Raw genomic sequence first — 19,134 nt, 5'->3', positions numbered from 1 at the left:
TTGGACGAACCTGTCAATAGTCGGCGGGTTCGCCAAATCCGCAGGTTTTTCCTCGGAACTCGGACAAGACCCTGGAGGTAGGTTTAAGTGTAGCTCTCTTGCTTTATAGCGCTTATAATGTTTTGTGTTTTAGAATGGGAGGTGGTGCTTTTGGCTTTAATGCGTTATCATGAAGATATAGGCGAATCGCTGAGGGATATGATGGAGCACAATCCGGCCTTTCGCTCTATTGCCTATTTCTCTATGGAAATAGGTTTGGAAAGTGACATCCCTACTTATGCAGGAGGATTAGGCATTTTAGCCGGCGATATCCTGAGAAGCGCAGCGGATTTAGGTCTGCCTATGGTGGGAGTCACCCTGCTTTACAGACAAGGCTACTTTCATCAAATCATCGATGAAAATGGTTGGCAGTTGAGCAAACCGCAAGAGTGGAACCCCGAGGATAAGCTGGAACTTCTGCCGAACGAAGTGGTGGTGAATATAGAAGGGCGGCCCGTGCGCGTGCGCACTTGGTGCTACGAGGTTATGGGTAGTTCAGGCTACCATGTCCCCGTGTATCTATTGGATACCGACTTCGACGGCAACGCTCAAGAAGACCGAAAGCTCACCGGAGTATTGTACGGCGGCGATCTCAAATATCGCCTCTGCCAGGAGATGATCCTCGGCATAGGCGGCTTGAGGATGCTCAGAGAGCTGGGCTACAGTAATATACGAACCTTTCATCTCAACGAAGGCCATGCAGGGTTTTTGACTTTAGAGCTGATCAGAGAGCTTGGCTTTGAAGACTACGACAGGATCCGCGAACAGCTGGTCTTTACCACCCACACTCCCGTCCCAGCCGGCATAGACCGCTTTCCCTACGAGCTGATCGAAAGGGTGATGAGCCACACCTTCGCGCAATATCTGAGGCACATGGTGGGGCCTGACGGCGTGTCGATGGTAGATATAGGGCTGCGCTACAGTCACCTCAAAAATGCCGTCTCAAAAAAACATGCCGAGGTGAGCCGAAATCTGTTCAACGATGACAGCATAATCCCCATAAGCAACGGCGTCCATTCGTCTATGTGGACATGCTCTGGGTTGAAGAAACTCTTTGATGAGCACATACCGGGCTGGGCAAACGATCCCGGCCGACTTATCTTGGCTCTAAAACTGTCTGATGAGGATGTGTGGAGGGCTCATCAGGCGGCTAAGATGCGACTCTTAGCGCGCATTTTGGAAGACAAAGGAGAGGAATTGGACCCCGAAAAACTCACAATAGGGTTTGCAAGGCGATTCGCCACCTATAAGAGGGCCGATTTGATGTTTAAAGACGTCAAGAGGTTGGTCGATATTTGTTCTGGTCAAGTACAATTTGTCTTTTCTGGCAAAGCGCATCCCAATGACGAAGAAGGCAAGGCAATGCTGCAACGGATTTATCAAATCGCAAAGGAGATAAATTCCGTCGTGCCGATCGTCTTTCTGGAAAATTATGACATGGAATTGGCCCACCTCATGACGTCTGGGTGCGATCTGTGGCTCAATACCCCATTACGGCCGAGGGAGGCTTCAGGCACAAGCGGCATGAAAGCAGCTCACAACGGCGTATTAAATCTTTCGACTTTAGATGGCTGGTGGATAGAGGGATGGATCGAAGACGCAACTGGCTGGGCCATAGGGCCAGAACCAAATGAGGTACAACTCATAGATTATGACGAATCTCAAGACGCCATGGCGTTCTACATGAAGTTAGAAGACAAAGTGATGCCCACTTATTACAGGCGAAGAGAGAGGTGGGTTTCCATGATGAAGCAAGCCATTGCGCTAAACGCAAGCTATTTCAACTCTCATCGCACGCTCAAGGAATATTGCGAAATGGCCTATGGCATCGCCTTTCGTGGGTTATAGAGAAATGGCCTCTGAGGATATTTCCCTAAAGGTTCTGCATGTGGCCACAGAAATGGCCCCGTTGGTCAAGGTGGGCGGCTTGGGAGATGTTGTAGGCTCCTTGCCCAAAGCCTTAAAAAAATTAGGGGCAGATGTCCGCCTATTGCTCCCCGCTTATCCCAATCTCCTTGAGGAGCTTCAAAGTCGCCAGTCTGCCAAGCCTATAGGCAAGCTCTACATAGCACTTAACTGGCGCGTCTATGAAGCGTCAGTTTATGAATTCGATTTTAACGGTATTCCTGTATATCTGCTCGACCAACCGGAGCTTTACTCAGACAGCGTTTATCCGCAAAGGTTAGACTGCGCCTCTGTTCTCCCCTTTGCTTTGCTGAGCATGGCCTCCTTAGAGTTACCTAACCTCATAGATTGGACGCCACAACTCATCCACGCCCATGACTGGCCGACTGCGCTTATCCCTATACTCCTGCGTTGGCATCGCCACTACAGCAAGCTTTCCCACAGTCATAAGGCGATTTTAACGATCCACAACCTGGCCCATCAAGGCATCCTGCCGAAGGAGATTCTCCCTTCGATCGGTTTGGCAGACGAGGCGTTCTCCATCGATGGAGTGGAATTCTATGGCTCCGTCAATCTGCTTAAAGGAGGCATAATCGCCGCCGACGCGGTGACGACCGTGAGCCCTCGATACTCGTGGGAGATTCAAACGCCCTCGTTCGGAATGGGCTTAGATGGCGTTATTGAAAGTCAAAAACACAAACTCCACGGCATATTGAACGGCCTAGACTACGAATACTGGAACCCGGCTACCGACCAATTTCTGCCCGCCATCTACAGCAAGGATGACCTTTCTGGCAAGGAGAAATGCAGTAGGGCGCTATCGGAGCGATGCGGCTTCGATGACGGGAGGCCCATCGCGGCTTTCGTAGGCAGGCTGGTAGAGCAAAAGGGGATCGATATCCTGTTGGCCGCGCTAAATGAACTGGTGAAAATGGGCTTTTCGCTGGTTGTTTTAGGGAGCGGCCACGAAAATTTCGAGATGGCGCTTGAAGAAGCGGCTGCGAAGCTTAAAAAGGGATTGAGCGTGCACATAGGCTACTTTGAGGAGTTGGCCCACCTGATATATGCCGGAAGCGATATGTTGTTGATGCCATCGTTATTTGAGCCGTGCGGGTTATCTCAGCTCATAGCTATGCGTTACGGCACCGTGCCGGTGGCCAGGGCAGTGGGAGGATTGGCGGACACCATAATAGACGCCGACGGAAACCCGGAGGGATACGGCTTTTTATTCAGCAACCCCAGTCCCGATGAGTTGTTGAAATGCGCTGAACGAGCCATAGCAGCATGGAGCGAAGAGGAGCGATGGCGCAAAATCATTTTAAGGGGCATGTCGGCGGATTTTTCATGGGATCGCTCTGCAAAGGCTTATGCCGAGCTTTATCATCAGCTTCTCGGCAGCCAGTAGGCCGTTGACAGTGTAACTTTACTCAACTATACTAATACTTGCAAATAAAGCCTCACGAGGGGGGATTTTCATGATATACGACAAATATGGGCGCGTCCTGGGGATTGTCCTGGCCGGCGGTAAAGGAGAACGCCTCTACCCCCTCACCCTATATCGGGCCAAGCCGGCAGTGCCGTTCGCCGCTAAATACCGCATCATAGACTTCGCCCTCTCAAATCTGGTCAACAGTGGCCTGTACTCCATCTATATACTGGTCCAATTTAAGAGCCAATCGTTGAACGAACACGTAGAACGAGGCTGGCAGTTCGGCGCGGCTTTGAGGGGACGTGACTTCTTCGTGACGGTCGTGCCGGCTCAAATGTGGACAGGGGAACACTGGTACAAGGGAACGGCCGATGCAGTCTTTCAAAATCTACATTTGGTCACTCTCTACGACGCCGATAGGATATGCATCTTTGCCGCAGACCACGTATACAAGATGGACGTAGAGCAAATGTTGAACTTCCATATCGAAAGCGGGGCCGATATGACCGTGGCTGCCAACGTTGTGCCATCTTCCGAAGCCCATCAATTCGGCTGCATAGACGCAGATGAAGATGGACGGGTCATCGGCTTCGTGGAAAAGCCGTCAGACCCGCCGGAGATCCCCGACAGGCCGGGATATGTATACGCATCAATGGGCAATTATATCTTCGAGCGAGAAGTGTTAGAGGAGGCCCTCATCGCTGATGCCTCAAACAGCAACAGTTCTCACGATTTCGGCAGGAACATCTTGCCTGACCTCTATAAACATTGCCGCGTCATGGCGTATGACTTCTCGACCAACAAAATACCGGGCGCCGATCGCCCTTATTGGCGCGATGTGGGAACCATAAAAGCCTATTGGGAAGCCCACATGGACCTGCTGCAGGCCGATGCCCCACTGAACCTATTTAATCAGCACTGGCCCGTCAGGACGGTCTCCTACAGCGACCCACCAGGTTTTACCTATCCGGTGCTTGGACAGAACTGTTCGGTAATAGGGGCTCTGCGCGCCGAGGGAAGCCGCGTCTTAGGGGCCACCGTTCATCGTTCCGTGCTGTCGAGGAATTGCGTGATAAACCCGGGCGCTGTCCTGGAGGATTGCATTATAGGCTCTAACGTCATGATAGGCGAAGGATGTAAACTTAGGCGCGTGATCGTGGACTCAAACAATGTAATCCCTCCGAACACCGTGATAGGCTACGATCCAAAAGCGGACAGAGAACGATATTACTTCGACGAAGATTCTGGCATAGTGGTAATACCGATGCCGCCGTTGAAGCTGAGAAAGGACTTAAAACTCCCCAAGTCGATAAGCATCGAGATTCCTTGAACCCATATAAACCTCTCACCTGCAACACACCACTTCGGCTATCAACACTACGAGATCCACAGAGACTATTGATGTATACAATAGCGTAAGGTCTTGACTTGTCTCCATCCTAAGAGTATTAGTGAATGTGATATAAATCTCATATAACTGGAGGAGGAGATATGCCGAAGATAATTCAGAGAGATGAAGAGTTGGATTTTAAACCGCTTGACGAGATCATCGAGAGTGTCAAGGCCGAGGGTTTAGGGTTAATACCGATCTTGCAAAGAGCTCAAGAGCACTACGGTTACCTGCCCAAACCGCTGCTCGAGGCAATAGCAGATAAGCTTTCCCTCTCCTATAGTCATGTCTTCGGCGTCGCCACCTTTTATGCGCAGTTTCACCTGACGCCGAGAGGAAGACACCTCATCCAGCAATGCGACGGAACCGCCTGTCATGTGAGGGGAGCCGCGAGGATAAAGCGCTCTACCCAGGAAAAACTCGGCATAAAACCTGGAGAGACCACAGAAGATTTGAAAGTGACCTACGAAATAGTCTACTGTCTGGGATCGTGCGGCCTATCCCCCGTAGCCATGATAGATGGTAAAGTGGTGGGCAGGTTGACTCCTGAGAAGATGATCAGGATGATCGATATGCTCGAATGAAGCACCCTGGGTCCGACGGGTTTAAAAACAACGGAGACGAGAGCGGCCCAAAGATTCACCATCGGCTTAATAGCATACCTAAATTTCGCGATCACATAGTTACCACCCGAACTTTTAACCCATATCATAATCATATGCAATATGTAGCGTACGCGATACGCACAATTTAGTCATTTTTAACCTCACTTAGCTAAAAACATCCATAATCTTCCCTTGAACACATTGCACGTTAGAGTCAAAAGATTGGGCCATAACTGTATTGCAGTAAATTGCTAAGTAGAATAGACCGAGGGAGGGTAAGTGACGATGCCATTATATCGTGCCCATGTATTGGTATGTCGCGGTACAGGATGTACCGCAGGCGGCTCAGTCGAGATCCTCGAAGCTTTCCGCAAGGAACTCGCTGATAAGCGTTTAGAGGACGAAGTGATGCTGGTGGAAACTGGCTGCCATGGCATGTGCGAGAGAGGACCCAACGTCGTGATCTATCCCGAAGGCGTTTATTATTGCAACGTGTCACCCCTGGACGTGCACGAGATTGTCGAAGAACACCTCTATAAGGGGTGCCTGGTAGAAAGACTGCTCTATACGAGCCCAGAGCTGATGCAAAAAATTGTCTATTACAAGGACCTTCCGTTTTACAATCGACAGCACCGCATAATACTGAGGAATTGCGGCTTCATAGACCCCGAAAACATAGAGGAATATATAGCTTGCGACGGCTATCAGGCGCTAGCCAAAGCGCTCCTTTCCATGACGCCGGACGGAGTCATAGAAGAGGTCAAAAGGTCGGGCCTACGGGGTCGAGGAGGAGCAGGATTCCCGACGGGATTGAAGTGGAGTTTAACCCGAAAAGCTCACGGTGGGCCTAAATATATTATCTGCAACGCCGATGAGGGCGACCCAGGGGCATTTATGGACAGAAGTCTCTTAGAGGGTGACCCCCACTCTCTTATCGAAGGGATGCTCATCGCCGGCTATGCTATAGGAGCCAACGAGGGATATGTCTACTGTCGCGCTGAGTATCCGCTCGCCATAAGACGGCTCAAGATAGCCATAGCCCAGGCTGAAGAATACGGCCTCCTCGGCGATGACATCTTAGGGACAAATTATAGCTTTAGGATAAAGCTGAAAGAGGGGGCGGGGGCCTTCGTCTGCGGAGAGGAGACGGCCCTTATAGCCTCAATCGAGGGTAGGCGAGGCGAGCCCAGGCCTAGGCCACCTTTCCCGGCAAACAGCGGCCTCTGGGGAAAACCGACAAATATAAACAACGTAAAGAGCTACGCATCTGTGCCTCAGATCGTCCTAAACGGGGCGGATTGGTTTTCCAGCATAGGAGCCACCAGGAGCCCAGGCACAGCGGTATTTGCATTAACTGGCAAGGTGAAAAACACCGGCCTCGTGGAGATCCCCATGGGCACACCTCTGGGAAACATAATCTTTGACATAGGCGGCGGAATAGCCAAAGACCGCAAGTTCAAGGCTGTTCAGACCGGTGGCCCCTTGGGCGGCTGCATTCCCGTTCAGATGCTCAATCTACCTGTTGACTTCGATTCCCTCACGGCAGCCGGGGCACTCATGGGCTCAGGCGGCATGATAGTTGTGGATGAAAATACGTGCATGGTGGAACTGGCCAGATTCTTTCTGCAGTTCGCCGTAGCAGAATCATGCGGCCAGTGCCCTCCGTGTAGAGTCGGGGGACAAAAGCTCCTCGAGATCCTCACCCGCCTCACCCAAGGTGCTGGAAAAGCCGAGGACCTCGCGGTGATCGAGGATATAGCGGGCGTGATGAAAGAAGGATCTCTCTGCGCCCTCGGGCAAGGCACGCCAAATCCAGTGCTCACCGCTCTCAGATACTTCAGGGATGAGTTCGAGGCGCACATAACAGACAAGCGTTGTCCGGCTGGTGCCTGTACAGCTCTTGCCCCATCGCCGTGCCGCAGCGGTTGTCCAGCCGAGGTAAATATCCCAGAGTATCTTTCTCTCATAGCTGATGGGAAGTATGACGAGGCCTTAGCAGTTCACCGGCAGTCTAACCCGTTCCCGTCGGTATGCGGCAGGGTCTGCCCTGCTTTCTGCGAGGACAAATGCAGGAGGGGCGAGGTAGATGATCCCGTAGCCGTAAGGGACCTCAAACGCTTCATGGCAGACCACGAAAGCGCTCCCTGGACGCCCGAGCAGCTCGAGTCTGACAAAAGCGAAAGCGTAGCGATAATCGGAGGAGGGCCAGGAGGGCTAACTGCCGCTTTAAGGCTCGCCCAACTCGGTTACAGATGCACTATATACGAGGCGCTTCCAAGGTTGGGAGGTATGATGAGGTATGGCATACCGGACTATCGCCTGCCCAAATCTGTCCTGGACAATGAAATAGGCTCCATCCTGCGCGTAGGCAAGGTAGAGGTAAAAACGAATACCGCACTCGGAAGAGATGTGACGCTGAGCGGCTTGCTGAAAGAACACGCCGCTGTGCTCTTGGCCATAGGCGCTCAAGGAAGCCACAGGCTCGACATCCCAGGCGAGGAGCTCGAGGGCGTCATGCACGGGGTTGAACTCCTGCGGCGCTTGAACTCCGGCGAAGACATGAGCTTCGTCAAAGGCAAACGGGTGGCAGTCGTAGGCGGAGGAAACGTGGCAATGGACGCAGCCCGCTCGCTCCTCAGGCTAGGCGCAGCAGAAGTTCACGTGGTCTACAGGCGCGAACGCAGGGATATGCCAGCTCTGACGGAGGAAATAGAGGCAGCAGAGGAAGAGGGAATCCATTTCCATCTCGCCACCAGGCGATGGAGGAGGCGAATGATCAGCGCGGAGGAAGAGAGGGCCAAGTTTCATTTCTTGGCCGCTCCCACAGAGATCATGGGAGCAGAGGGAAAGGTCACAGGGCTCAAGTGCCAGCGCTTGAGCCTCACCGATGCCCACGGTAAAGCCGAGTTCGATTCGTCCGCCCGCAAACGCCCGGTCCCGGTGGAGGGAAGCTACTTCACTTTGCATGTAGACATAATAGTTCCAGCGGTGGGACAAACCATCAACATGCCACTCCTTCGCGAGGAGGGGATAAACCAGAATAGAGACGGCACAATATCCGTCCAAAGGCGGACTTTCCTCACCTCCCGAGAAGGAGTGTTTGCCATAGGAGACGCGGTGATAGGCCCTGCCAGCGTGGTGGAGGCCGTATCCCAAGGCAACAAGGTCTCCAAGGCCATCCACAGATATTTGAGAGGCATGGACCTCTTAGAGCCGGCGCAGTTCTTGGATCGGCCTGAACCAGAGCGTTACGAACTGAGCGAGGAGGACGCCGAAAGACCGAGGGGCAAGACCAACATATTGGCTCCAGAGGTCAGGGTCTGTGACTTCAGGGAGGTAGATTTGGGCTACCCCACCCCCGAAGTGGCTCACAGGGAGGCGCGTAGGTGTTTGCGCTGCGATTTAGAGACAAGAGAGTAAAGGAGTGCTTGAAATGGCCATAATAACGCTCGTCATAGATGGCAAAGAGGTCAAAGGGGAACAAGGGGACACGATCCTCGAGATATGCGAGAGGAACGGCATAGACGTTCCCACGCTCTGCCACTTCGAGGGCCTCACGGAGAGAGGGCTATGCCGCATGTGCCTCGTTGAGGCGAAAGGAGAGAGGGGGTTTGTTCCGGCCTGCACCACAGAGGCGAGGAATGGCATGGAAGTCACCACGGAAAACGAAAAGCTCACCATTCTGAGGCGGGCCAACTTGGAGCTGCTCTTCTCTGAAAAGAACCACTTCTGCATGTTCTGCGAGACAAGCGGCGACTGTGAGCTGCAAAACCTCGCCTATAGGTATGGCATGGATCACGTGCGATACGACTACTCCTGGCCAAAGCTACCCGTAGATGCGACCCGCAAATATTTCCTCTTCGATCAGAACAGGTGCATCCTCTGCAGGAGATGCGTAAGGGCCTGCGATGAATTGGCCGGACACGGCGTTTTGGGCTTAAAAGACAGAGGGCCAAAGACGCTGGTGTGCGCAGATTTGGATTACCCCTTCGGCGAATCCACGTGCGTCTCCTGCGGGACATGCCTCCAGGTCTGCCCAACAGGGGCACTGGTGGACAAAAAGAGCGCCTATTTAGGGAGGGAGATCCACTTCGACCGCACTAAGAGCACATGTACATTTTGCAGCGTAGGGTGCGGCATAGATATCCTAACAAGGGAGGACCTCCCTGTGAGGATAGAAGGAGATTGGGAGGCCGAACCTAACCGAGGCATACTCTGCGTCGCCGGGAGGTTTGAGCCGCTATACGAGACGAGGAAGCGCATAAAAAGCCCTATGGCGAGGCGCGGCAGTTCTCTCGTTGAGGTTCCCTGGGAGGAGGCGCTGAACCTGGCGGCCGAGGTAATAATAAGCGTCGGTGGTCCTTCCGCAACCACCGGAATTATATCCCCTCGAGCCACAAACGAGGCGGCCTTCTCTTTTAAAAAGTTATTCGACAAAAACGCACATTCCACGACACCTTACAAGACGACAGCGGGCAATGGGAAACTCTCCGATATCGAAGAAGGTGACTGGATATTCATAGCGGGAACCGACTTAGACGAAGAATTTAATGTAGTCAGTTCCTTTGTCAAACGCGCCGCCAACAGGGGCGCCAAGGTGGCAGTGTTGGGAAGCACCGGCAAAAGGGTCGACAAAAAGGCCGCCAAAATCCTCGCAGAAGACGACGTGGCAAACCTTGAAAAACTCATCGTGAAAAGCGAAAGGCCGGTCTTCGTATGGGGGCCTGCGACGCATCCAACTGTGGTGAAATACCTGCATAGCCTTAAAAATAAGATCAAACAAATAGGTTTAGCTGCGGGAGCTAACAGCCGCGGCCTGGAGAAAGCCGGCATAAAGCCACTGAGCGAAAGCTCGACCAGAGAGGCCCTATACCTTCTGATCGCCGACGATGTCGCGTCCTGCGAAGTCGAAGAGGAGTCAAGGAAAGCAAAAAACTTGATAATCCAGTCAAGCTACGTAAATGAGATCGCAGAGAGGGCTGACGTGATCTTCCCTTCTCCTCCATGGTTTGAACGCTCCGGCACTTATACAAACACGGAAGGCAGGCTTTGCCAGCTCAACAGGGCCTGTGAGCCTCCCGAGGGAGCTTTGCCTGATGAAGAGATAGTCGATGCAGTGTGGAGGTTGCTGCGATGAAAAAGATCAAGATAGCGACCGATTGGCTTGAGGCGTGTGCAGGTTGCCATATGTCCCTCCTTGATATAGACGAGAGACTCGTGGAGTTATTAAAGCATGTGGAGTTCAGTTCGAGCCCCATCACAGATCTGAAACATCCTCCGAAAGATGGCGTCGATGTGGGCATTTTGACTGGGGCCATAGGAAACTCCCACCAAGTGGAGGCGGCAAAGCTTATGAGGGAGAGGGCCAAAACCCTCGTGGCTATAGGAGATTGTGCCGTATTTGGCGGCATATGCACCATGAGGAACTTCTTCGACACGAAAGACGTGCTGAGGCGGGGTTATGTGGAGTCGGAAAGCACCGTGGATGGGAAGGTGCCGGAATCAGAAGACCTGGGCGAACTCCTCGACAAAGCGTTGCCCGTAAACCAGGTCGTGGAGGTAGACGTCTACCTTCCAGGCTGCCCCCCCTCGGCCGACGCCATTTACTTCGTCTTGAGCGAGCTCGTGGCCGGCAGGAGGCCTGTGCTGGCCGGCGAAGTCTTGAAGTACGACTGAGAGGAGACGGCCATGACACAAAAATTGCTCATAGAGCCGGTGACGCGGATAGAAGGGCATGCCCGGGTATCCATTTATCTCGATGACGACGGAGCCGTGGACCGCGCATATTTTCACGTTGACCAATATAGAGGTTTCGAGAAGTTCTGTGAAGGCAGAATGTTTTTTGAGATGCCCAACATCACGCCGAGGATCTGCGGTATATGCCCAGTGAGCCATCATTTAGCCTCAGCCAAGGCTTGCGACGCCATAATCGGGGTAAAGCCCCCGAGGACGGCATCCCTCCTGCGAGAGCTTATGCACATGGGGCAGATCATTCAATCTCACGGCATGCACTTCTTCCACTTGGCTGGGCCGGATTTGCTTTTGGGATTTGATGCCGACCCCGCCATAAGAAACGTGGTCGGCCTGGTGGAAAGGTACCCCGAGCTCGCAATCAAGGCTGTGAAACTGCGCAAGTTCGGCCAGGAGATCATCAAAACCTTGGGGGAAAAGAAGGTCCATCCGACATTTGCGGTTCCAGGAGGGGTCAACAAGGCCCTGACGGTAGACGAGCGCGACGCCGTCCTCGCAGGTCTGGATGAAATGATATCTATCACCCAGGAAGGCATAAATATCGCCACCGGATGGCTTGAGGGGAACTCCGAACTTGTCAAGCGCTTCGCCAACTTCAACACCGGTCACATGGGGATGGTAAAAGATGGTGCCTTGGAGCTCTACGACGGCGATATTCGCCTCGTTGACTGCGACGGAACGGTCTTGGAGGACTTTGAGCCCAAAGACTATCTGACCTATATAGGCGAGCGCGTCGAGGATTGGTCGTATCTAAAATTTCCCTTTTACAAGAAGAAAAGGTGGCCCGATGGTGTCTACCGCGTCGGCCCTCTCGGAAGGCTCAACGTAGCATCCCGCATGACAACGCCTTTGGCGGCGCAAGAGTTCGAGCGCTTTAAAGCTATAGGAGAAGGATCACCCGTGCAGGAGACGCTCTACTACCATTACGCCCGACTGATCGAGCTCCTCTGCGCCTTAGAGCGCACGCGGGAAATCTTGGAAGACCCCGACGTACTCTCTAAGGAGATCCGCGCCGAATCTACGGAACTGCGCGAGGAGGGAGTAGGATGTATTGAAGCGCCGAGAGGCACTCTATTCCACCATTATTGGGTCGATGAAAACGGCATGGTGACAAAGGTAAACCTCATCGTTGCCACGGGGCACAACAACTATGCCATGAGCAAATCCGTAGAGGCAGTGGCCAAGGAGTTCATAAAGGGAAAGGATATAACCGAGGGGATGTTGAACCGCGTTGAAGCCGCTATCCGCTGCTACGATCCGTGCCTCTCATGCTCCACTCACGCGATCGGAAAGATGCCTTTAATCGTCGAAATATTTTCCCTCTCAGGGGAAACGTTGAATGTTTTGAAGCGCGCTTAAAAAAGCCATCGCAACGGCACATCTGTTGAAACTTCTCGAGGTAACTGCTTTTTTGGGCGGTTGCCTTTTTCTTTTTAAGCAAATTTACGTGGAATTACCGATGGCTCAGGCTGATAAGCGCAGTAGCCTCCAAGCGATCCGTTAGCCTTAAAGAAACGGGAGCAGTTTACCGATGAGAAACCTCTTAAAGATCTTCGCGTTATCGCTCTTTTCGCATCGAACATCGAAGAAGAAACACGTGACGGTCACCTTGTTTCTCAAAGCCATCGGGGGGTTGACGAAGATTAAAAAGCATGATAAACTTCGCCGCGGAGTCTATTGTGATAATTCATTATGATAAATATATAGGAGGATTTACGAGTGATGCAGTTTCCCAACATACCGTCAACAAGGGAGATATTCTTAGACAAAAATGAAAATCCCTTTGACGCTCCACCGGCCCTGAAGGAAGAGATAAGGAAAAGTTTGTCGTCTCTGAAGCTCAACCGCTACCCGGATCCAGATGCCAAAGCCCTTAAGGCAGCCCTCTCCGAGTATACGGGCTTTCCGGCAGAGCACATAGTGGTAGGCAATGGAGGGGATGAAATATTATTCCTGCTGTTCGCCGCTCTTATCAGAGAGGGCGACCGCGTTTTAACGCTATCGCCGTGCTTTTCGGAATACAACCATCTCTGCAAGCTCTTCCGCGCCGAGCAAGTGAAAGTGCCAGTCGTAGTGAACGGGAAGCGTTTTTCTTTCTCAGAAGAAGCGGTGTTGGATGTCCTGCACGAGGCTTCGCCACGGCTGGTGCTGCTGGATTCTCCCCATAACCCCACAGGCATGCTCCTAAGGCCTGATTTTCTCCTTAAAGTGATAGAGCACTCTCCCGGGATATGCCTGATAGACGAAGCATATGCCGAATTTTCAAGGACTTCCATCCTGGAGTCGATCAAAGGAGATCTTCCAAGGGAAGTCGCAGTCTTGAGGACTATGTCAAAGGCCTGGGGTTTGGCCGGCATGCGCGTGGGATACGCCATGTGCGGCAAACGTGTCTCCCAAATCCTCAACGAGACGCGCAGCCCCTTCAACGTCAACGTGATGAGCCAGGATATAGCCAAGCTAATGCTATCCTACCGGGAATGGATGGAAGGCAGGGTTTACGCCATATCTTACATTCGCGACCGCTTCGTTGAAGAGGTAAACCGCATCGCCGGTTGGCAAGCCTTCGAGAGTGCGTCGAACTTTGTAGCTGTGCGCGCACCGCTACAAAGACAGCAGCTCGAAGAGTTCTTGTTACAACAGGGGATCCATGTCAAATTCATATCCGTACCATGGGAAGGCACATGGATGCGCGTCACCGTGGGCAAAGAGAGCGAAATGCAGCTTCTAATCTCGGCCTTTTGCGACCTAACTCAACAGGCTGAGGGATTTCCGAGTTCCAGAGTTACAGTTTAATCCTCTTCTCCGAAGTGGAAATATTTGGTTCTGCTTCTGTAGTCTTGAAATACGAAAAGGCACATGTTATAATAATGCACGTTGCGTGAAAAGCATGTGACATCTCACAAAGATAAGGAGGCGATTTGGTTATGTCGGAAAAATGGAAAGATTCTCTCACGGATCAGCTCTGCAAGGCTATCCTCTCACTAAAGACCGTGGAGGAAGTCTACAACTTCCTCGAGGATATAGCCACTATAGGCGAGATCAGAGCATTGGCTCAGCGCCTCGAAGTGGCTAAGTTACTGAGCGAAGGTTTAACATACCCACAGATAGCCCAACAGACCGGCGCAAGCACTGCTACCATCAGCAGGGTCAAGAAGTTCCTTGAGTATGGAGCAGACGGTTACAGGTTGGTTCTCGAGCGGCTAAAAGAGCAGGGAGCCTGAGAGCAGGGACGCTTTGCGGCGCTTAGTCGCAGCTTGAGAAAGAGGAGAGGGCTCGTTAGCCCTCTCCTCTTTGCGTTTTTTCGGCAAACTCGCAGCATGAGATGACGGGGCAGGACGGGCATGCAGGCTTGCGCGCCGTGCATATATGGCGTCCGTGCTCTATGATGTTGAGGTGGGCACCATAATACCGTTCTTGAGGTATGACCGCCTCCATGATCGACTGAACGTCTTCGGGCGTCGCGCTCCAAGGAGCCCAACCTATCCTTTTGCAGACCCTCGTAATGTGTGTATCCACGGGAAAGGCGGGCTGGCCCAGTTCGAAGAGGAGGACGCACGCCGCCGTCTTTGGCCCCACACCTGGAAGGCTTAAGAGGAAGGTCTTCGCTTTGTCTTTATCCCAAGACTTCATACCTTTGAGCGAATATTCTCCAAAGCGTTCTTTTATGCCCTTAAGCGCCTGATTTATATAGCGAGCCTTGACCTCGCCCAGCCCCGCTGCTCGTATGGTCGAAGCCAACTCTTCGATGCCCGAGGCCGCTGTTTCTTCCCAAGACGAAAAACGCGATTTGAGCTGGGCGAAGGCGCGATCGCGGTTTTTATCGTTCGTGTTTTGCGATAGTATCGTGACTATCAGCCCGTCCAATGGGTCCTCGTGAGCCTTCACCGGAGAGAGTTTTTCCATCCTCCACGTTTCCTCCAACACATCGAGGACCCACAGAACGTCCGATCGCTCAGGCACAGCCAAGGCCATCGGACGAACGGCGGCGGGTGAGATGCCCGCCTGACAGACTTTAACCGTTTCCTTCGTCTTCACTTTTCTTTGGTTCCTCCCCGAGCTCTTTTTTGAGCTTGGCAGATCTTTCCATGAAAGCCCTCAACTTCTGCTTAGCCCGAGCGTGAACTGTGCCTTCGGGGAAATTGCCAGCCTCGTCCATCTTGCCGGCAGGAACGCCCGTCAGTATCTCGATGCCTTCATCCACATGTCTGATAGCCCATATGTGAAATTTGCCCTCTTGCACAGCTTGCATGACCTCATGATCCAACATGAGGTGCACCACATTGCTTTCGGGTATCATTACGCCCTGATCCCCCGTCAACCCCTGGACTTTGCAGTACTTGAAGAAACCTTCGATTTTTTCGTTGACGCCGCCGATGGGCTGCACATTCCCGAACTGGTCAACCGAACCTGTAACGCCTATGCTCTGTTTCAGCGGCAAATCCGAAAGAGCAGATACGAGACAATAAAGCTCTGTAGAAGAGGCACTGTCTCCTTCTATGCCGCCATAGACCTGCTCGAAGGCCAAGTGAGCCGAAAGCGCCAGGGGCATATCCTGGGCATATTGTCTGCCCAAGTAGCTCGAAAGGGTCAAAAGGCCTTTATTGTGAATCGGCCCGGTTAGCTTAACCTCCCTCTCGATGTTTACAACACCTTCACGCCCCATGAAGACATTAGCGGTGATCCGCACAGGGTGCGCGAATCTATGATCGACGAGGTCAACTACGGTAAGGCCGTTGACCTGCCCCACTTTTTCTCCCCGCGTATCGATGTAGAGCGTGCCGTCTTCAAAGGCTCTCCTCATTCGCTCTTCTACGAGATTCGTGCGAAATTGCTTTTCCGAGATCGCTTTTCTCACGTGAGAGCCAGCTACCTGATCTTCATTCTCTTTGCGCGCCCACGCCGCGGCCTCGACTAACACCTCTGCGAGCTGATTGAAGCGAGTCGTCATACGGTTGCCGTGATCTGCAAGTCGAGAGGCCCATTCAATGACCTCACCCACGGCATCAGCGGTGAAGGGGGGCAGCTTCTCTTTCTGAGTGAAGCCTGCAACGAAGTTGGCGAGATCCCTTTCGGCCTCGACAGTGCGTGGCATATCTACGTCGAAATCTGCCTTAACCTTGAAGAGCTTTGGAAATTCGGGATCATACAGGTTGAGGAGATAGTAGATCCATCGCGTCCCGATGATTACGACCTTCACATCCATAGGGATAGGTTCAGGGCGAAGCGACGAGAATGGAATGTAACCCCACTGCTCGCCTATATTTTCTATCATCAACTGCCCGGTCTTGAGAACGCGCTTCAGGGCCTCCCACGATAAGAAATGCCTAAACAGTTCCTCAGCTTCGAGGATCAAAAACCCTCCGTTGGCCTTGTGAATGGCACCAGCCACTATTTTTGTGAAATCAGTGTAAAGATATCCCTGTCTGCTCTCATACTCCACCTTGCCTATAAGATTGTAATACGTCGGGTTGGTTTCCCTTATTACAGGGGCGCCTTCCTCTGGCCTATTCTCAACTATCACGTTGACACCATAGCGAGAAAAATCTACCTCCGCGCTTTCATCACGGGCTGCAGCTATGAATATGTTGAAATTCTTGATTATGTCTTCGCTCAGCTCGTCGATCCACCCTCTCAGTTTGCCATTGGCGCCGAAGTGATCCTTCAGCTCCTTCAAATACGGCCCTATGGCGCTGCGGCAGATGTTGGCCTCCAGCTCCTTTATCCGCTCTCTGAGGCTCTTTTCTAAGTCCCTTATACGGCGCAAGACCTCCAAGGTCTTTTGAGATATCTCCTCAGATTTGCCCTGAAGATCCTTCCGTTCTTCCTCTCCAAGTGTCTCAAACTCCTCCTGCTGCATTTCCCTGTAAGCGACACTCCCGTCTTCTGCCACCACCTTAACAAGCGGTACATTGACGAATCCTTGCGGAGTGCGCTTTATGGAAAAACCCCTCTCCAAAGCCGCCTTGCGAAGTTCCTCCATATACTCGTTAACCTGCTCCTGAAACTCCTTCACATAACGGGCTTTCGTATCCTCATACTGGCTGTCCTCAAATGTCTTGCTCAACACTACCTTCAGTTCCTTGACCAACTCGTCAAGTTCCTTAGCCAGTTCCCTCCCTTGCCCAGCTGGCATATTTATGGCAAGAGGAGCGCTGGGGTTGCTGAAATTGTACGCGTACACCCAATCGTCAGGGGCCGGCATATCTTTGGCGAGGGCCATTATCCTGTTCATCGCGTATGTCGTGCGCCCGCTGCCTGGGTTTCCCACAACGAATATGTTATAACCCTTGCTTTCCAGAGAGAGCCCAAAAGAGATCGAGCTGACCGCCCTTTCCTGGCCTATCAAATGTTCCTCGCAGCAGATCTCGTCAGTGCTTTGAAATCCAAGCTCTCCCACCCTGGCCTTCGTTCGAAGCTTATCTACCGGTAATTTCAGTTCATCGATCAAACTCATATATTTACTCCACCCCTTTCGCTCCGTTCTATGATACCGCCGCCGATCACCCTTGTCTGGTCGTAAACTACCAGGGATTGCCCTGGGGCGACGGCCATGAAACACTCTTTTGCGGCTTCTGCCAAAAAACTGGAACCCTCCCTTTGAACCATCACCTCGACGGGAGAAGTTCTATAGCGATGTTGCGCCAAATAGATCCTTTCAACTTTCGGCTCCTCATGCCAGTGAGGATCGCAGCAAACTATGCGCCTAACCGTTAAGTCTTCTTTGCGTCCCACCACTACGGCATTTTGGTCCAAGTCCAATCGCATCACATACCACGGCCCTCCGCTCAAATTCAATCCCTTGCGCTGCCCTACAGTGTAACAGAAAAGGCCTTTGTGCTCACCGAGTTTTGTGCCGTCTTTTGTGACGATAGGGCCCCTCTCGCAGCCCAAGCGGCGCGACAGAAAATGAGGAAGCTTTTCCTGGATAAAACAGATATCGCGGCTATCGCGAACGCCATCAAAGACGTCGCCGAAGGCTTCACCGGCCCTACGGCGGACCATTTCCTTGTCCCAATTCGAAAGCGGAAACACGATCCCAGAGAGCCACGACCGCGGCAAGCGGTAGAGGACGTAGCTTTGGTCCTTCGATCGATCCTTAGCCCTGGCCAGGAAGAGACCTCCGTCTTTTTCCACAATAGTCGCATAGTGTCCGGTGGCAACGTATTTTGCGCCCAATTTATCGGCCTGCGAGGTCAGAATGGCAAATTTCAACCGCTCGTTACACAATACGCAAGGGTTAGGCGTAAACCCCTTTCTGTAGGCATCCAAGAACGGTTCGACGACCAGCTCATCGAAGAGGCCGGATGCATCGATCTCCAAGACCGGCACCTTAAGCACATCGGCTATATATTCAAACCTGCTACGAGCTTCTTCCTGCCATGGAGAAATTATCAGGTGGAGCCCTATTACCTCCCAACCGGCTTCCTTGAGAAGCAAGGCTGCGGTGGAGCTATCCACACCGCCGCTCATGCCGACCAACGCTATCAAAAGTCTACCCCCATCCGAGACGCCAGGCCTTTGTTGAAGGGATGTTTTATCTCTCTCATCTCAGTTACCACATCGGCCAATGCGATCAACTCGCCTGGGGCATTGCGGCCCGTCAATATCGCCTCCACCCACGGTTGCCGTCGCTTTAAGGCGTCGATCACGCTTTGCGCCGAAACGAGCCCATAATCGATGGCCACGTTTACTTCATCCATTATCACCATGTCGAAACCCCCGCTCACAAGAAATCCCTCCGCGAGGGTTAACCCCCTTTCGGCTTCTGTAAAATCATCCAAGAGCGGGGTGTGCTTGTCGACAAATTCAGCCCTCCCTGTCTTTTCAAGTCTCACATTCGGCAAATATGAAAGCCCAGCTATCTCTCCATAAAAACCCCAACCCTTGAGAAATTGCACTATGGCGACCTTGCCGCCATGTCCCACCATCCTTAAAGCCGCACCGAGCGCACATGTCGTCTTTCCTTTTCCATTCCCCGTATAGACATGAATTAAACCTCTTTCAAGGACGGGCAC

General features: G+C 52.4%; 14 protein-coding genes. 10 read left to right on the top strand and 4 right to left on the bottom strand.

Annotation, left to right across the window (positions count from 1 at the left end):
- The first annotated feature begins 159 nt into the window (after nt 1-159).
- From glgP to EZM41_RS11590, 10 genes are all read left to right on the top strand, one after another.
- A complete protein-coding gene (gene glgP, locus EZM41_RS11635) occupies nt 160-1,887 on the top strand; it encodes an alpha-glucan family phosphorylase (protein WP_232619352.1) in 1,728 nt (575 codons plus the stop codon).
- Nucleotides 1,862-3,349, top strand: a complete 1,488-nt coding sequence (glgA, locus tag EZM41_RS11630) for a glycogen synthase GlgA (RefSeq protein WP_342449316.1) — start codon at nt 1,862-1,864, stop codon at nt 3,347-3,349. The genes glgP and glgA overlap by 26 nt, the downstream gene beginning before the upstream one ends.
- A gap of 70 nt (nt 3,350-3,419) precedes the next feature.
- Entirely contained in the window at nt 3,420-4,703 is a 1,284-nt protein-coding gene (gene glgC / locus EZM41_RS11625) for a glucose-1-phosphate adenylyltransferase (protein WP_198471226.1), read from the top strand.
- 161 nt (nt 4,704-4,864) lie between these two features.
- Nucleotides 4,865-5,347: an NADH-quinone oxidoreductase subunit NuoE gene (nuoE, locus tag EZM41_RS11620; protein WP_198471225.1), complete on the top strand. Its 483-nt coding sequence runs from the start codon at nt 4,865-4,867 to the stop codon at nt 5,345-5,347.
- A 306-nt stretch (nt 5,348-5,653) separates the two neighbouring features.
- On the top strand, nt 5,654-8,788 hold the full coding sequence (locus EZM41_RS11615) for an FAD-dependent oxidoreductase (protein WP_198471224.1): 3,135 nt from the start codon (nt 5,654-5,656) through the stop codon (nt 8,786-8,788).
- A gap of 13 nt (nt 8,789-8,801) precedes the next feature.
- Nucleotides 8,802-10,505 carry a molybdopterin-dependent oxidoreductase gene (locus EZM41_RS11610; RefSeq protein ID WP_198471223.1) on the top strand — a complete coding sequence of 568 codons (1,704 nt, stop codon included), beginning with the start codon at nt 8,802-8,804 and terminating at the stop codon, nt 10,503-10,505.
- Nucleotides 10,502-11,044 carry an NADH-quinone oxidoreductase subunit B family protein gene (locus EZM41_RS11605; RefSeq protein ID WP_198471222.1) on the top strand — a complete coding sequence of 181 codons (543 nt, stop codon included), beginning with the start codon at nt 10,502-10,504 and terminating at the stop codon, nt 11,042-11,044. The genes EZM41_RS11610 and EZM41_RS11605 overlap by 4 nt, the downstream gene beginning before the upstream one ends.
- A gap of 12 nt (nt 11,045-11,056) precedes the next feature.
- Nucleotides 11,057-12,478 (top strand): Ni/Fe hydrogenase subunit alpha, encoded by a 1,422-nt coding sequence (locus EZM41_RS11600; protein WP_198471221.1) that lies wholly within the window; start codon nt 11,057-11,059, stop codon nt 12,476-12,478.
- Nucleotides 12,479-12,841: 363 nt separating this feature from the next.
- Complete coding sequence (locus EZM41_RS11595) at nt 12,842-13,912, top strand: pyridoxal phosphate-dependent aminotransferase (protein WP_198471279.1); 1,071 nt, start codon at nt 12,842-12,844, stop codon at nt 13,910-13,912.
- A 131-nt stretch (nt 13,913-14,043) separates the two neighbouring features.
- Nucleotides 14,044-14,340 carry a YerC/YecD family TrpR-related protein gene (locus EZM41_RS11590; RefSeq protein ID WP_198471220.1) on the top strand — a complete coding sequence of 99 codons (297 nt, stop codon included), beginning with the start codon at nt 14,044-14,046 and terminating at the stop codon, nt 14,338-14,340.
- Between the two features lie 55 nt (nt 14,341-14,395).
- On the opposite strand, the gene EZM41_RS11585 is transcribed toward EZM41_RS11590, so the two are convergent.
- Genes EZM41_RS11585 through EZM41_RS11570 form a run of 4 tightly spaced genes read right to left on the bottom strand, consistent with a single transcriptional unit; the run spans nt 14,396 to nt 19,134 of the window.
- Nucleotides 14,396-15,154 carry an endonuclease III domain-containing protein gene (locus tag EZM41_RS11585; RefSeq protein WP_342449315.1) on the bottom strand — a complete coding sequence of 253 codons (759 nt, stop codon included), beginning with the start codon at nt 15,152-15,154 and terminating at the stop codon, nt 14,396-14,398.
- Nucleotides 15,132-17,573 (bottom strand): Lon protease family protein, encoded by a 2,442-nt coding sequence (locus EZM41_RS11580; protein ID WP_198471219.1) that lies wholly within the window; start codon nt 17,571-17,573, stop codon nt 15,132-15,134. The genes EZM41_RS11585 and EZM41_RS11580 overlap by 23 nt, the downstream gene beginning before the upstream one ends.
- Complete coding sequence (gene mnmA / locus EZM41_RS11575; protein WP_198471218.1) at nt 17,570-18,607, bottom strand: tRNA 2-thiouridine(34) synthase MnmA; 1,038 nt, start codon at nt 18,605-18,607, stop codon at nt 17,570-17,572. The genes EZM41_RS11580 and mnmA overlap by 4 nt, the downstream gene beginning before the upstream one ends.
- Complete coding sequence (locus EZM41_RS11570; RefSeq protein WP_198471217.1) at nt 18,604-19,134, bottom strand: cob(I)yrinic acid a,c-diamide adenosyltransferase; 531 nt, start codon at nt 19,132-19,134, stop codon at nt 18,604-18,606. Before EZM41_RS11570 ends, mnmA begins: the two co-directional genes overlap by 4 nt.

Source organism: Acetomicrobium sp. S15 = DSM 107314, assembly GCF_016125955.1.
Lineage (GTDB): Bacteria > Synergistota > Synergistia > Synergistales > Thermosynergistaceae > Thermosynergistes > Thermosynergistes pyruvativorans.
Note: the sequence above shows the minus strand (reverse complement) of the source record. Positions and strands in the feature narration are given on the sequence as shown.

Bases quoted from the DNA above. Each gene is read 5' to 3' on its own strand.
- glgP (WP_232619352.1), top strand. From the start codon at position 160: ATGCGTTATCATGAAGATATAGGCGAATCGCTGAGGGATATGATGGAG.
- glgA (WP_342449316.1), top strand. From the start codon at position 1,862: ATGGCATCGCCTTTCGTGGGTTATAGAGAAATGGCCTCTGAGGATATT.
- glgC (WP_198471226.1), top strand. From the start codon at position 3,420: ATGATATACGACAAATATGGGCGCGTCCTGGGGATTGTCCTGGCCGGC.
- nuoE (WP_198471225.1), top strand. From the start codon at position 4,865: ATGCCGAAGATAATTCAGAGAGATGAAGAGTTGGATTTTAAACCGCTT.
- EZM41_RS11615 (WP_198471224.1), top strand. From the start codon at position 5,654: ATGCCATTATATCGTGCCCATGTATTGGTATGTCGCGGTACAGGATGT.
- EZM41_RS11610 (WP_198471223.1), top strand. From the start codon at position 8,802: ATGGCCATAATAACGCTCGTCATAGATGGCAAAGAGGTCAAAGGGGAA.
- EZM41_RS11605 (WP_198471222.1), top strand. From the start codon at position 10,502: ATGAAAAAGATCAAGATAGCGACCGATTGGCTTGAGGCGTGTGCAGGT.
- EZM41_RS11600 (WP_198471221.1), top strand. From the start codon at position 11,057: ATGACACAAAAATTGCTCATAGAGCCGGTGACGCGGATAGAAGGGCAT.
- EZM41_RS11595 (WP_198471279.1), top strand. From the start codon at position 12,842: ATGCAGTTTCCCAACATACCGTCAACAAGGGAGATATTCTTAGACAAA.
- EZM41_RS11590 (WP_198471220.1), top strand. From the start codon at position 14,044: ATGTCGGAAAAATGGAAAGATTCTCTCACGGATCAGCTCTGCAAGGCT.
- EZM41_RS11580 (WP_198471219.1), bottom strand. From the start codon at position 17,573: ATGAGTTTGATCGATGAACTGAAATTACCGGTAGATAAGCTTCGAACG.